The sequence below is a fragment of the Chitinophaga sp. genome, from assembly GCF_039596455.1.
In the GTDB taxonomy this organism is placed as follows: Bacteria; Bacteroidota; Bacteroidia; order Chitinophagales; family Chitinophagaceae; genus Chitinophaga.
In genome coordinates this window covers 2,190,060-2,204,420 of the sequence record NZ_JBCNJR010000001.1, presented here as the reverse complement: position 1 = coordinate 2,204,420, position 14,361 = coordinate 2,190,060, and the positions used below count along the sequence as shown (strand labels likewise).

Genomic DNA, 14,361 nt, shown 5'->3' with positions numbered 1-14,361 from the left:
AAAAATTGATGAACGTATTCAGGAAACTGGCCTTGTTGTACATGGCCCTGCTATTCTCATGCCACCTGTACGCCACCGGCGTGCCGCAACGCATCACCGCTTTTACTACGCTGAGCACGGTAAAGCTGGAAGCTGTCTTTGACGGGTTGCCCGCGGCAGGCGCGCAGTACAGGGTCAGGATAACAGACAGCCTCACCGGCAAAACCATCTTTGACAAGACGCTGGCACCTTCCGCCGTACTGGCGGAAGAAAAAAAGCTCATCTTCCATACCGGCCCTGTTAACGCGCAGGCATGGACGCCTGCCGCTCCATACCTTTATCACCTGCGTTTCACCGTTAGCGGCGCGGGCGGGCAGGAGCAAACGCTGCAGCGGCGCATCGGCTTCCGCTTCTTCGAGTCCCGCAACGGGCAGCTCTGGCTTAATGGCAAGCCCGTCTTCCTTCGCGGCATTGCCATCAATCCCCCTGCCCGCGGCATTCCTGATACCATTGAAAAAAGCCGCCGGTTTGCGGAAGAGTACGTGCGGTACATGAAAAGCCTGCATGTCAACATCATCCGCATTCCTAACAATGAGACCTGGTATGATGTGTGTGACGAGCTGGGCATGATGGTGTTTGGCGGCAACTACAGCAGCACCGTAATGGGAGAAAAACCGCCTGCCGCCTATGATAAAGCGGTAAGCTGGTACAAGAACGAAGCGTATGCCAACATTGCCGGCCATCCCAGCCTGATGATATACGCCATGACCAATGAGGTAGCCTATGAAGGCGAATTGGGCGAACGCTGGGACAAGTTCCTGACCTATGCGCATACCGCCCTCCGCCGCTGGGACAGTACCCGCCTCTACATCGGCAACCCCGGTTACGGCTACGGCAAGTCTGGTGACATCTGTGACCTGCACCGCTACTGGGGCTGGTATTACTGTTCTCCCTTCAACTTCATCAACATCCGCAACAATACGGCCATTGTACCTTTCCCGAAAAAAGTGCAGCCCGTTACCTTCACGGAATGTGTGGGCAACTACACCGGCCCTGATGGTAAGTACAACCTCACGCCGGACCATAAAAATCCCGGTTCCCAGCTGAACTGGACGGGCCATGCGCCGTGGAGCGAACAGGCCCGGCTGGCAGACGAGCACCAGTCTTTCACCTTCAAAAAGGCCACAGAGCTGTTCAGGCGCATGCGGGTGATCAATCCGGAGCTGAGCGGCGTATTCCCGTTCACCATCCTGTTCTATCACTGGAACAACGTGCAGCAGTTTGTAGACATGGGGCCCAAGCCCGTTACCCGCCAGGCCCGCCTTTCTTACCAGCCGCTATTGGTAAGCTGGGAAAACTGGGCCACACAGGTATATGCCGGCGCCACCATTCACCCGGTACTGCATGTGGTGAATGACGATGACCGGTTTGAAGACCTGCGCAACGCCCGGCTGGTATACCAGCTCCGCAACAACGGGCACCTCACCATCCTCAGCGATACGCTGGAGCTGCCGGCCATAGCCTATTACAGCACATGGCAAAAAAAGCTTTCCATAGCGCTGCCGGCCACACTGCAAGGCGGCAACTACGAGCTGGCAGGGAAAATATTACGGGATGGTAAAGTAATAGCAGAAAATTATGATGCCCTTTACATCGGTGTAAAAAACACGCCGCCGGTGGCATCATCAGTATATCTCTACGACCCTTCCGGCAAAACGGCTGCCGCATTTACCCGCAACAGCATTCCGTTCAGAGCGCTTTCATCCCTGCAGCAGCTGCCTGCCGGCGCTACGCTGGTAATGGGCGAAAACAGCATGCGTACGCAAATGGGCAGCCTGCGGGCTTTTGTGCGGGTCGGCGGCCGGGTGTTGTGCCTCCGGCAAGACAGTGCGCACATGCCTGCCCTGAACAACATACTGCCTGCACCTATAAAGAATATTACCGTTCCGCTGGACGTGCCAGCCTATCCCCCGCCGCCGCGGCCTTCCCGCAACGGGTTATACCTGAACCCTGAAAGGCCGGAGCACCCTGTGTTTGACGGCATCACGCGGGAGCAGCTGCGCGTATGGTCTGACTACACCGGCTGGAATGAATCACAGCCCGGCTTCCCGGCAGTTTACCCGGTTACAGACGGTTTTGTGCCCGTTCATAAAAAAGACCTGGAACATATTGCCGTGCTGGGCAACTACGGCGTAGCACTCGAAGGCATGGCCCTCGCGGAATTTTTTGACGGCAAGGGCAGCCTGCTGCTCTGCGGCCTTGACCTGGCCGGCCGCGCAGGTATAGACCCTGTGGCTGACCGAATGCTGGGCAACCTGGTGAACTATATGGCCACTGTGCAAGGGCATCACCGTTACCCGCTTATTACCGCGCCCATTGTATGGGGAGACTATGCCACTGAAAAGGGTGTGTTGACCGGTGTTAACAGCGGGCTGATGGTACACGCCGTTCCCCGTGCACCTGCCAACATCAAAAGCAGCGTGCGCCTCACCCGTGAAGGCAGCCGCTTCCAGGGTGCTGCAGGCGGCTTCAACACCAGGCCCGGCGTACAGTATGTAGCCAACGGCCGCCGCATGTACGGGCCCTATTATCTCCGCGGCTTTGGGAATGTACCCGAACCGCTGGACACTGCCGGCAATACCGGCGAAGGCTTCTTCTGGTGCCGCGTGCCGGAAGGCCGCACCACCGCCGCCACCCTGGTTTGGAACCAGGCGGATGAACCGCTGCCCGTCACCGTACAGGTAAACGGACAGCCGCCGGTACGCAAGGAAATTGCAGCAGGCGCCCGCACCTGGGTAGATTGCCCGCTGAACGGCAGTACCATAAAGATGCAATACCGTGGAGACAGAAGACTGGTATTATTGGAAACAATTTTCAGATAGCTTGACATGAACGCAAAACTTCTTTTTTTCTCATACAGCCTCCTGGCCGGTTTGCAAGCCGCCGCACAGCAACAGAATGTTGCCCTGCACAAGCCGGTGGCTGTTACTTCACAAACCGCCGCCGGCCCCGCCGCCAATATTACAGACGGGAAAATATCCCGCCACGCCCGCTGGGAGGCTGCCAACGGCAAAGCGCCGCACATTATCGAAATAGACCTGAAAAAATACTACAACATCAACGAACTGCGCATCCATACCGGCATTGCAGATGCGGAGAAGCAGCCGGATGAGACCACGCAGGCCGCGGGCTTCTGGTCTATGAAGAATTTTAAGATGCAGTACTGGGACGATGCCAACTGGAGTGACTTTCCTAAAAGCGAAGTGCATGAAAACCGGCTGACCACGGTAGTTTTCAAGTATAGCCCAACCGTTGGCACCTACAAAATACGGCTGGTATGTGACGATGGAGAACCGGTGAACGTGATGGAAATAGAGGCCTTCGGCACTCCCGCGCCCAACATGCCGGAACCGCCCGCAGCCACCTCTTCCCTGCAGCTGCAGGAAGTATCTACCGCTCCACGGGAGGCATCTATTACCGTTGCCAACAAGGTAAGCGGCACCACCATGCAATACGTGGGCTACAACCAGGGGTACTACCTGCCCGGCAGCAATGTATCTGGCTGGCTGGAATACTCCCAGGTAAACAGTTTAAGGGTGTGGGCATCCATGAATGCTTTTGTGCCCGAAGCCAGCGTGCAGGTAGATAAAACGCTCAGCTCCGCAGCTGAATTTGATAAACGGAAAGCAGAACTGCGCGCCAGCCCGGAACGCAACCGCTTCATCAAATGGGAGCAATTGCTGCCGCTGTATGACCTGCCTGACACTTCCTCCACCAACGCCATGGTATTCAACTATGCCCTCACGGAACTCAAGCGGCTGGGCATTGAGGTGGTATTGCAAATGGGGAGCACAGACTTCAAAGACAACTGGGAGAACAAATGGAAACAATGGCAGCGTTATTACGCCCTGGCCTACCACGCCGCCCGCAAAGGCAACGTGGCCATGTTTGCCATGCAGAACGAGCCTAACCACCGCCATTCAGGCCCCATGCAGCTGGACCAGTGGATCATGGGCATGCAGGTAGTGTCTGACGCTATTCATGCGGCCGTGGAAGACGTGAACAAAAAATACGGCACCCGCCTGGCGCCCAAATTCGTAGGCCCTGTAACAGCAGGCCAGAACACAGACTGGTGGGCCGGTATAGCCCGCGCCATCCGTACAGATTATCACGGAAAGAAGGTAGATAAAGACCTGCTGGACATTTTTTCCACCCATTCTTACAACTCTCCGGCAGTAGGTTACGCATCGCGTATCAACAACATCCGCAGCATCCTGCAGGAAAACCACCCTGCCGGCAAGGCGCTGCCCATTGTCTATACCGAAATAGGCCGCTGGATGAACGCCTACCTCATAGACAAGGAAGAGACGATGGACTCGCCTTCTCTTTTCACTGAATGGGCGGGCATCTACACCAACAATATGAAAAACGGCGGCTATGGCATGTGGGCCTTCAAATTTGCCAATACTGCCAGCGGCACTTATCCCAGAGGCATCAAATCAGGCCATCACTTTATCTGGCAAGGCAGGCGCATTGTGGAAGACGCTTACCGCAACCTGGCGCTCAACAAGCCCGTGCGCAGCTCAGGCGGCAACGCAGCCGCAGTAACGGACGGCAACAAATCCAACCTGTCTGCGTGGACATCAGATACCATCACTGCTGAAAAATGGGTGGAAATAGACCTGGGCGCCCCGCAAGCCATAGGCAGCGCCGTGATCTACACCGGCAGTGACGGTGGCGTGTACACCGCCCCTGACCGCATCCGCAATTTCAAATTGCAGTATGCCGCGGCAGACGGCTGGAAAGATATTGCAGGCGCAGCGGAAGAGAACAACAAATATGCACAGGTATACAGCACCTTCAAACAGCCGGTTACTACCAGCAAGGTACGTTTTGTCAGCACAGATAAAGGCAGCCTCACCGTACGTGAAATAAAACTGTTTGCCGCCGGAGACGGCCCTGCTGCGCAGCCCAACTACAACGTGTCCGGCATTCAGCGTACGGGCGAAGTAGTGCGTCTCTTTGCCAAAGGCTTCCGCGGCAGCAGGCCCTTATACGAGACCACAGCATCTGTGAACGACAGCGGGCTGGACGCCTGTACCGCCTACGATGAAAAAACGGGCAACTACTACATCTGGCTGGTGCAGCGCGGGCCTTTTGAATACCGCCTGCAGCTGGACGTTTCGGCGCTCAACATAGCCGCGGCCGTACCAGTGACGGCAGAAGCGGTGAACGCGGAAAAGTACGGAGAGGCCAGCCTGCTGGGCCCCCTTGCCGCCAACAAAAAAATAGACGTGGTATTGCCCCCGCAAACAGTGATGCTGCTCACCATCCCGAAACAGGCGCAGGCCGCCCGCCAGCTGAAAGCCGCAGCTGCAGCCGGGATCAGCATGAGCGCCAATACATCCGGACAATTGCAGGTGGAGCTGAACGCCGCCACGCCCGCCAAGAACCGTGCAACCTACCTGCGTTTCAACCTGGCGGGGCAAAACATACCCCGCGCAGGCCGTGTGCTGCTGCGCGTTAACGGCCGCAGCAGTGACGGCGGCCGGCCCTTCCGGTTCCATGTGTACGGCATTCCCGATACCCGCTGGAACGCCGCCTCACTGAACTGGCAAAATGCGCCGCTGCTGGATGGAAAAGAAGCACTGATAAAAGAAGTGGGCCGCAAAGCCTTTGTAGCAGGAGAGCTGGCGCTTACCGGTACAGCGGCAGACCATTGGCTGGACGTTACGGAGCTGGTGAGAAAACATCCCACATCAGATATTACGTTTGTGCTGGTACGGGAAACAAGACAACTGGGAGATGATGAAGATAAAGGCCGCCGTGCCATTATAACACCCGGCAGCGCAGCACTTTTTATTTGGGGCAGGTGATGCCTGCACTGCCAACAGCATTGAAAACAGGGGAGCTTTCGGGCTCCCCTATTGCATTCCTGCCATTTCTCCCTATATTTACAGGGTAAAAAGGAAATGGTGTCTTCCTTCCCACAACCGTCTTTCTCCATAGAAACGACTGATGGCGCCTACAAACGGGGCTTTGCGCGCAAGGCCTTCATCTTAATTTGTAGGTATGAAAAAAACAAGATCATCGTTTGAACAGGTGCTGATCACTTCGCACCTCCTGAAATGGACGGCATTGACCATTCCCGTTGCCCTCACGGCAGGTTCCCTTGTTGCTTTGTTTTTATGGTTGCTGGATGAAGTAACGCGCATCCGCCATCAGCACGGCTGGCTGCTGTACCTCTTGCCCCTGGCAGGCGTGCTCATCTGGGCGCTGTACAAGTACCTGGGCAAAAACGCGGAAGCCGGTAACAACCTGATCATGGACGAAATTCATGAGCCGGGCGGCGGCGTACCGCTCCGCATGGCGCCGCTGGTACTGGCCACCACCATCATCACCCATCTTTTCGGCGGCTCCGCCGGGCGGGAAGGTACGGCCGTGCAGATAGGCGGCAGCCTGGCCGGCCAGCTGGGCAAATGGTTCAGGTTAAACAAGGAAGATGTGAAGATCATGCTCACCACGGGTATTGCAGCCGGTTTCGGCGCCGTGTTCGGCACACCGCTTACCGGCGCCATATTTGCGCTGGAGGTGCTCACCATTGGCCGCATCAGCCACAAGGCGCTGCTGCCCTGCCTCATGGCCAGCGTACTGGCTGATATTACCTGCTCCGCCTGGCAGATACATCATACGCATTACCATATTGCCATTCATGAAGCGGTAAACAGCACGGTAAGTTTTATTCACTTCGATTTTGTATTGCTGCTCAAAGTAATATTGGCCGGCATCTGCTTCGGCCTGGCGGGTTACGGCTTCTCCACCCTTTCCCACAATATCAAAAAATATAGCACCAGGTTCATTACACGGCCCTGGCTGGTACCCCTCACCGGCGGCCTCATTGTTATAGCGCTCACCATGCTGCTGGGCACAACGGACTACCTGGGCCTGGGCGTTACCAACCCTGACCCCAACAGCGTATCTATTGTATCTTCTTTCACAGAAGGCGGAGCAGGTTACTTCAGCTGGTTCTGGAAGCTGCTGTTCACCGCCATTACACTGGGCATGGGTTTCAAAGGCGGGGAAGTAACACCGCTGTTCTTTATTGGCGCCGCGCTGGGCAATACCTTTGCCAGCCTCACCGGCGCGCCGGTAGACCTGTTGGCCGGCCTAGGTTTTATTGCGGTATTTGCAGGCGCTACCAATACGCCCATTGCCTGCACCATTATGGGCGTAGAGCTGTTTGGAGGAGAATATACCCTTTATTACGCGGTGGCCTGCTTTACCGCCTATTACTTCAGCGGGCATTCCGGCATTTACCAGAGCCAGCGGTTGGCAGGCGCCAAAACAGACAACCTGCAGTACCACGGGCAAACGTTAAAAGATATCAGGCACGGGCAAAATAAAAATGCCGGTAAATGAATACTGTCATTCTTTTACCGGCATTGCTGATGTACGCATCAATTATTGATACAGCAAATATTTTTTCCTCATTTGCTTGTACGCGCTCAGCCCCGGCTCCCAGCTTTTACGGATCTCTTCTTCGCTTTTACCGGCAATGATCTGTTGTTTGAACAGCGCTGTACCGGCCAGTCCGTCAATATTTCCTATCTGCGCGCTGTAAGACCGGTCAAAGAATTTTGATTTATCAGGGTAGGCCTTGTACATGTCCATGATCCATTTGATGTTGACCTTGCCTGCCTTGCGGTGAGGCGTTACGTCATATTTTCTCAGGTCAAGGCCGTAGCAGGTTTCATTCTTATGCAGCGGCGTTTCCGACATGCCGGGTATGCTTACCGGTTTAAATGTAAAATCAAAAATACCCTTGAGCGCCGGTGCGCCCAGTACGGTAAACGGCATGTAGGTACCGCGGCCCTGGCTGACTATGGTGCCTTCAAACAAACAAAGCGAAGGGTACAGCAAGATGGACTGCTGGGTGTTCAGATTGGGAGATGGCGCTACCGGCAGGGTGTAATCCATATCGTGCCGGTAATTGGCCACCGGTATCACTTTTATCTTGCACTTCACTTTATTCTTCAGCCATCCTTCGCCGTTCAGCATTTGCGCAAACTCGCCAATGGTCATGCCATGCGTGATGGGAATGGGGAACTGGCCGATGCCTGACCTGTATTTCATATCGAGAATGGGCCCGTCTACATACCCGTTGGGATTGGGCCTGTCAAGGATCACCAGCTCTTTCCCGGACTCCGCGCAGGATTCCATGATGTCCCGCAGCGTATTGATATTGGTGTAGAAGCGGCAGCCCACGTCTGCAATATCAAACACCATGATGTCTATTTTCTGCAGGTCTTCCCGGGAAGGTTTTCTTTTCTGGCCATACAGGGAAATGATAGGAATGCCGGTTGCCGGATCTACCTCATCATCCACTTCAGCGCCGTTGCTGGCATTGCCCCTGAACCCGTGCTCCGGGCCAAATATGGTTTTGATGTTGACACCCAGCGTTCGCAGACTGTCTACGCTCAGTTTATTGCCGATAATGGAAGTCTGGTTCACTACCATGCCCACCCGTTTCCCTTTGAGGTACGGCAGGTACAAGTTTACCTGGTCTGCACCGGTGATGATGCCTTTTTTAACGGGCGCATCCGTAGCGGTGGTGCTGAAAACCGGTATTGCGGCCAGCAGCAGGGCCATCACAGAAAGTCGTAGTTGCATGGTCATAAAAAGTTTGTATGATTCAACAGTTAGACAAACTTACAGATATCTTCCGTTATTGCTGCTGCAACGTTTTAGGGTCTACCAGGTAGGGCATCCAGCTTTGAAAGAACGATTTTTCCTTTCCGTTGCCGGCAGACGCATAATCGCACAGGTATACTTCTACCGGTTCAGGCGCTTTCTCCATGTAGGATTCAGGGTAGAATGAGGCTTTGTACTGCATCCACGTTGTTTGGCCCGCGGGGGCGACCGGTTTGAGGTTTATATAACCGTCTTTGTCAGCAATAGGGTGTACAATAATACCGGTCTTTACGCCCGGCAGCCTGGCATCACGCGCCAGCAGCACGGGGCCGCGCATAATGGCGGCGTAGCGCGGCGTTTGGCCCATGGTAACCACACGGCCCCGCATGTCCAGCTCCAGCGTTACCTTGTCACCGTTTTTCCAGGTGCGCCTGATTTGTGTATAAGCGCCGGGCTGCACGCCGCTTATCGCTTCCCCGTTCACTTTGAGCACCGTGGTTTTGCTCCAGGACGGGATGCGGATGCCGATGCTCATCTCTTCCGGCCCGGGCAGGCTTATTGCCATTTGCACATTTCCGGAAACCGGGTAGTCTGTATGCTGCGCCAATGTAACCGTCTGCCCGCGTGGCGATCTTACTGCGGCAGCGCCTTCCACAAAATAATTGACCTGAGCGCCCTGCTGCGTGCCGGTGGCAATAAACAGCGGCACGTTGAACAAACCGCGCGGCCCGCTGGCCTCACAGCAATTCAGCCCCATGCCGCACTGCTCGCTGCCCGGCAGCCGTTCTCCGGTAAGGGGTGTGTATTTAGCCCAGTGAGCACCGTCTGCGCTCATAGAGCCCAGCAAGGCGTTGTAGAAACTGTTCTCTACCGCATCGGCGTACTTGGCTTCACCGGTGAGGCGCAACAGCTGCTCGCTCAGTTTCAGCCAGGTAACCGTTACACAGGTTTCCTGGAAGTGATACACGGGCATGGCTTGCAGGCCCTTGCCGCCAAACCACATCTCCGCAGACGCACCAGAACCGGCTATATTGATCTCCGTATCGTAAATGTTCTGCCAGGTTTGTACTACTGCATCCTTATACTTTTCATTGCCGGTAACCCGGTACAGCTCCAGCAGCCCTTCGTAGCAAGACATCATTTCGTACGCCTTCTGCCCTTGCCGCGGGCCGTACCATTCCTTTGCCGTTACACCGGGGAAACGCTGCGCCACGTTTACCGAGGCCTTGCTGAGCAATTGCGGCCCTGCGGGCGTTTCCCAATCGCGTACAATGGCCTCCGCAAAGTCAAGGTATTTTTTTTGCCGCGTGCGCGTGTACAGCAACACCACCGGTTCCAGTACGGAAGAGGCCGCCATACCCCGGTAGCTGCCGCATTGTACAATGCTGCTGCCGCGGGCGGCCAGCTCGTTCATCAGGTTATCTGCCACGCGGGCCGCGGCCTGCAGGCTTTTTTTATCGCCCGTCAGGTCGTAATAATCCAGAAGGCCCAGCATGCAGTATTTTCTGCCCCATATGTCCCATCCCCGCAGCCGCGCGCTGTCTGCATAGTTGCCGATGTACCCGTCTGCAGACTGGGTAGCGAGCAGCCCCGCCACGGCATGCTCCAGCACTTTTTTCAGCTTCGGCTGCGGATTGTAACGATAAGCCAGTACGGCGGAAGTAAACCATTTGCCCCAGAATTCCGACTGCCAGCGGCTGGTTTCATTGCGCTGGCGGAAGGCGTTTACCAGGCGGTCTACATCCTGCGCCAGTACCCTGTTTTCATATGAGCTGTCTAAACGCTGGCCTACTACGCCGCCTACCTTGATAGTAGTGGCGGGGTGCAGCTGATCTTTCACCTGTGCCCGGCTGTTGATGGAGGAAAGCAGGCATATGGCGCCTGCCGTATACACAAAGAGTTGTTTCATTTTTGTTTACTGGTTGAGTACGTGGAATTTTGTTCGGGTTACAAAATAGGAAAATGATCCGGATCTGTTACAGTTGTTTCAGGCGCCGGGAAATCAGGGCCCTGTCATGCGCTGTTTTGGCCAGCTGCAGCGCTTCTTCATAGTGAGCGGCGGCCTTCTGCCGATCTGTACCGGCATACAGGTAGCCCATCAGGGAATGGTAGAGATGCGAGCCGGACAGCTGCAACCGGCTGGCTTCCGTGATAGCCGCGGCATTTCCCTGTACTTTGGAAAGCGCGTACGTTCTGTTCAGGGCGGCTACCGGTGAATATTCCAGCTGCAGCAGGCGGTTATACAGCTCCAGGATGTGCCGCCACTTTTCAGGGGAATCTGTTTTTTCGCAGTGGTGGTAAGCAATGGCCGCCTCCAGGTGGTATTTGCCCGCGGCGCCCTGGGCGCTGCGTATCAGGTAATAATTGCCCTTTTCGATCAGCGCATCGTTCCACAGCTCCCTGTTCTGCGCTTCGTAAAGTATCTGCTCACCTGCCGCGTCTACCCTGGCATCAAACCGTGATGCGTGAAAACACATCAGTGACAGCAGGGCGCTGACTGCCGGCGTATCCGTATGCCGTTGCTGCAGCAGCAGGTAACACAAGCGCATGGCTTCCATACAAAGCTCTTTCCGCAATACGCTGTTCTTCGTGGAAGAATAATACCCTTCGTTGAACAACAGGTAAATGGTGGTGAGCACGGCTTCCAGCCGCGCTTCCATTTCCTTTTCTCCCGGCAGCGCAGTGGTGACACCGGTTTCCCGCAGCTTCTGCCGGGCGCGCAACAGTCTTTTGCTAATGGTTTCTTTGCCGGTAAGGAAGGCCTCGGCAATTTCATCTATCCCGAAACCGCACAAAATGCGCAGGGCCAGCCCTACCTGCGCTTCCTGCGGTATGGCCGGATGGCATACCACAAACAGCATCCGTAACTGGCTGTCCTGCACATTGGGCGGGGAAAGGTCCAGCTCCGGCGCCTCCGTATGCCATGAGGCTGCGCCCAGGGCGGCAGATACCTTTTCGGAAAACACCTTGTTGTGCCGCAGGTAATCTATGGTCTTGTTTTTGGCCACCCTGTAGAGCCATGCCGCCGGGTCTGCCGGGATGCCCTTGAGGCCCCAGGTTTCTGTAGCCAGCAGGAAAGTGTCGTTCACAATGTCTTCCGCCTCGGCCAGGTGCCTGATGCCAAACAGCTTGCAAAGCACCGCAATAATTTTGCTGTACTCGGTTTTGAACAGGCGCGGTATCAGTTCTCTTTCCTGCATGCCTCCTTACACGCCGAATTGTTGCAGATGATGGTCGAGATGTTTGTAGAAGAGGTTGTTCCATTCATTTTTGCTCAGCACGCCAAAAGAATGGGATGCCTTGCCGTCAAACCCGGCCTCTCCCAGGTTGGCCGTTTGCTGGATGTAACCGATCAGCCGCGCCTTTTCATGGTCAAAGTCACGGTCTCCCCTGACCAGGAAAGCCGGCGCCGTTTGTGCGTTACGTTTGTAAGGCGCAGCGCTGGTCACTACTTTTTTTATGAACGACTTTAAAATGAACCGCATGAAAAAGTTAGGCCGGGGAAACTTGTGGCTGTCATACACCATTTCATACTGCACATTGCAGTGGGCCAGCATCTGCCCCACGTTCATCTTGCCCCAGCCGGGCCGGCTGCCGGGCTGCAGCTGCTCAATACGGCTGATAACGGCGCCGGCCACAGGTTGTGTGAAAATGTTCGGTAATTCCATTGGTATCGGTTTAATCTATTTTCATAATGTCTCTCACCTCTACATGCCCGCCCATGGCCAAGATAGGGCATCCTTCCGCCAGATCTGCGGCCTCCTGAAGCGATGCGGCCTTCACTATCACGTACCCGCCCACCATTTCCTTCACTTCCGCATAAGGCCCGTCTGTAACAACACGCCCCGGCCTGAGCGTTTTACCCTGGAAACCCAGCTGGTTGGTGCTGACAAATTTACCCTGGGCGGCAATGCCGCCTATCCAGTTTTGCCACAGCTCAATGCCGGCCTGCAGCTGTTCCGGGGAAAGCGTTGTCTCTCCGGGTACGGGATGCCTGAAGATCATCATAAATTCGTTCATGAGAAATTGATTTAATTGTTAAAATAATGGCTTTTGACGTTAATACGAATGGCGCCCGCGGAAATGGACAAAAAGGGAGGAAAGATTTACAACTTATTGATAATCAATATACCACTATAGGCTCTGACCATCATCTGGCCAATTTTTTACATTTTGATGTATTTTCTTAGAGAAAATGTCACGAAAAAGCAAATTTTGTGGATATATTTTAACAATTTTGCAGTTACGTTTATAAAATATAAAAAATGAGCAAAGTACCCGCTACATTATTTGACAAAGTATGGGATTCACACGTAGTCAGGAAGATAGAAGATGGGCCTGACGTGTTTTTTATTGACCGGCACTTTATTCATGAAGTAACCAGCCCGGTTGCCTTTCTGGGGCTGGAAAACCGCGGCCTGAAAGTGATGTTTTCCGAAAGAACATTTGCTACGGCAGACCATAATACACCTACCATCAACCAGCACCTGCCCGTGCAGGACCCGCTTTCCGCCAACCAGCTGAAGGCGCTGGAAACCAACTCCGCCAAATACGGCATTTCCCACTGGGGCCTGGGCAACCCGAAGAACGGCATTGTGCACGTGGTAGGCCCTGAAAACGGCATTACCCTGCCGGGCATGACCATTGTATGCGGGGACTCTCACACCTCTACCCACGGCGCTTTCGGAGCCATTGCCTTCGGCATCGGCACCTCTGAAGTGGAAATGGTGCTCTCTTCCCAGTGCATCATGCAGCCCAAACCTAAAAAAATGCGCATCAACGTAAACGGCCAGCTGGGCAAAGGCATCACGCCCAAAGACGTGATCCTCTACATCATTTCCCGGCTCACCGCAGCAGGCGCTACCGGTTACTTTGTGGAATATGCGGGCGAAGTGTTCCGCAATATGAGCATGGAAGGGCGTATGACCGTGTGCAACATGAGCATTGAAATGGGCGCCCGCGGCGGCATGATCGCTCCTGACGAAACCACTTTCGCCTACATCAAGGGCCGTGAAAAAGCACCTAAAGGCGATGCATGGGACAAAGCCCTGGCTTACTGGAAAACACTGAAAACAGACGAAGGCGCCACCTTCGACGTAGAATATACTTACCAGGCGGCCGATATTGAGCCCATGATCACCTACGGCACCAACCCGGGCATGGGCATGGGCATCACCCAGCACATTCCCGCCGCGCAGGCAGCCGGTGGCAGCAAAGCCAGCTACGAAAAATCGCTGGACTATATGGGCTTCCATGAAAACGACGCCATGCTGGGCAAGAAGGTAGACTATGTGTTCATTGGCAGCTGTACCAACGGCCGTATTGAAGACTTCCGCGCTTTTGCCTCCATTGTGAAAGGCCGCAAAAAGGCAGACCATGTTACAGCATGGATAGTGCCCGGCTCCCACATTGTAGAGCAGCAGATCAAAGAAGAAGGCATACTCGACATTCTCACCGCCGCAGGCTTCCAGCTCCGCCAACCCGGCTGCTCCGCTTGCCTGGCCATGAACGACGACAAGATACCCGCCGGCAAATACGCGGTAAGCACCAGCAACCGCAACTTTGAAGGCCGCCAGGGCCCCGGTGCGCGCACCTTGCTGGCCAGCCCGCTGGTAGCCGCTGCCGCAGCGGTAACCGGTGTTGTAACCGACCCGCGAGAACTGATTGCCTGATTTTTACCCGCAACAAAAA

At 55.0% G+C, this 14,361-nt stretch carries 9 protein-coding genes and 1 riboswitch; of the genes, 4 read left to right on the top strand and 5 right to left on the bottom strand.

What is annotated here, in order from left to right; translation table 11 throughout:
- Positions 1 to 8: 8 nt before the first annotated feature.
- The 3 genes from ABDW36_RS08885 (at position 9) to ABDW36_RS08875 (ending at position 7,398) form a co-directional block, all read left to right on the top strand.
- A complete protein-coding gene (locus ABDW36_RS08885) occupies positions 9 to 2,861 on the top strand; it encodes a glycoside hydrolase family 2 TIM barrel-domain containing protein (RefSeq protein ID WP_343701533.1) in 2,853 nt (950 codons plus the stop codon).
- Between the two features lie 6 nt (positions 2,862 to 2,867).
- A complete protein-coding gene (locus ABDW36_RS08880) occupies positions 2,868 to 5,855 on the top strand; it encodes a discoidin domain-containing protein (protein WP_343701532.1) in 2,988 nt (995 codons plus the stop codon).
- 83 nt (positions 5,856 to 5,938) lie between these two features.
- Positions 5,939 to 6,014: riboswitch (Fluoride riboswitch) on the top strand.
- 37 nt (positions 6,015 to 6,051) lie between these two features.
- Positions 6,052 to 7,398, top strand: coding sequence for a voltage-gated chloride channel family protein (locus ABDW36_RS08875; protein WP_343701531.1), 1,347 nt, complete (start codon positions 6,052 to 6,054; stop codon positions 7,396 to 7,398).
- Positions 7,399 to 7,440: 42 nt separating this feature from the next.
- Here ABDW36_RS08875 and ABDW36_RS08870 read toward each other — a convergent pair whose 3' ends face one another.
- The 5 genes from ABDW36_RS08870 to ABDW36_RS08850 all read right to left on the bottom strand — a co-directional run bounded on the left by ABDW36_RS08870 (position 7,441) and on the right by ABDW36_RS08850 (position 12,690).
- Positions 7,441 to 8,649 carry a DUF1343 domain-containing protein gene (locus tag ABDW36_RS08870; RefSeq protein WP_343701530.1) on the bottom strand — a complete coding sequence of 403 codons (1,209 nt, stop codon included), beginning with the start codon at positions 8,647 to 8,649 and terminating at the stop codon, positions 7,441 to 7,443.
- A 55-nt stretch (positions 8,650 to 8,704) separates the two neighbouring features.
- Positions 8,705 to 10,579, bottom strand: coding sequence for a beta-L-arabinofuranosidase domain-containing protein (locus ABDW36_RS08865; RefSeq protein WP_343701529.1), 1,875 nt, complete (start codon positions 10,577 to 10,579; stop codon positions 8,705 to 8,707).
- A 67-nt stretch (positions 10,580 to 10,646) separates the two neighbouring features.
- Positions 10,647 to 11,870, bottom strand: a complete 1,224-nt coding sequence (locus ABDW36_RS08860; protein WP_343701528.1) for a sigma-70 family RNA polymerase sigma factor — start codon at positions 11,868 to 11,870, stop codon at positions 10,647 to 10,649.
- A gap of 6 nt (positions 11,871 to 11,876) precedes the next feature.
- Complete coding sequence (locus ABDW36_RS08855) at positions 11,877 to 12,338, bottom strand: DUF1569 domain-containing protein (RefSeq protein ID WP_343701527.1); 462 nt, start codon at positions 12,336 to 12,338, stop codon at positions 11,877 to 11,879.
- A 10-nt stretch (positions 12,339 to 12,348) separates the two neighbouring features.
- The gene (locus tag ABDW36_RS08850; protein ID WP_343701526.1) at positions 12,349 to 12,690 is read right to left on the bottom strand and encodes a YciI family protein; all 342 of its coding nucleotides are present in this window, start codon (positions 12,688 to 12,690) and stop codon (positions 12,349 to 12,351) included.
- 245 nt (positions 12,691 to 12,935) lie between these two features.
- Here ABDW36_RS08850 and leuC point away from each other — a divergent pair, with 245 nt between their 5' ends.
- Positions 12,936 to 14,342 carry a 3-isopropylmalate dehydratase large subunit gene (leuC, locus tag ABDW36_RS08845; RefSeq protein ID WP_343701525.1) on the top strand — a complete coding sequence of 469 codons (1,407 nt, stop codon included), beginning with the start codon at positions 12,936 to 12,938 and terminating at the stop codon, positions 14,340 to 14,342.
- Positions 14,343 to 14,361 lie beyond the last annotated feature (19 nt).

Coding starts and splice junctions, on each gene's coding strand:
- ABDW36_RS08870 (WP_343701530.1), bottom strand. CDS start 8,649: ATGCAACTACGACTTTCTGTGATGGCCCTGCTGCTGGCCGCAATACCG.
- ABDW36_RS08875 (WP_343701531.1), top strand. CDS start 6,052: ATGAAAAAAACAAGATCATCGTTTGAACAGGTGCTGATCACTTCGCAC.
- leuC (WP_343701525.1), top strand. CDS start 12,936: ATGAGCAAAGTACCCGCTACATTATTTGACAAAGTATGGGATTCACAC.
- ABDW36_RS08865 (WP_343701529.1), bottom strand. CDS start 10,579: ATGAAACAACTCTTTGTGTATACGGCAGGCGCCATATGCCTGCTTTCC.
- ABDW36_RS08855 (WP_343701527.1), bottom strand. CDS start 12,338: ATGGAATTACCGAACATTTTCACACAACCTGTGGCCGGCGCCGTTATC.
- ABDW36_RS08885 (WP_343701533.1), top strand. CDS start 9: ATGAACGTATTCAGGAAACTGGCCTTGTTGTACATGGCCCTGCTATTC.
- ABDW36_RS08880 (WP_343701532.1), top strand. CDS start 2,868: ATGAACGCAAAACTTCTTTTTTTCTCATACAGCCTCCTGGCCGGTTTG.
- ABDW36_RS08860 (WP_343701528.1), bottom strand. CDS start 11,870: ATGCAGGAAAGAGAACTGATACCGCGCCTGTTCAAAACCGAGTACAGC.
- ABDW36_RS08850 (WP_343701526.1), bottom strand. CDS start 12,690: ATGAACGAATTTATGATGATCTTCAGGCATCCCGTACCCGGAGAGACA.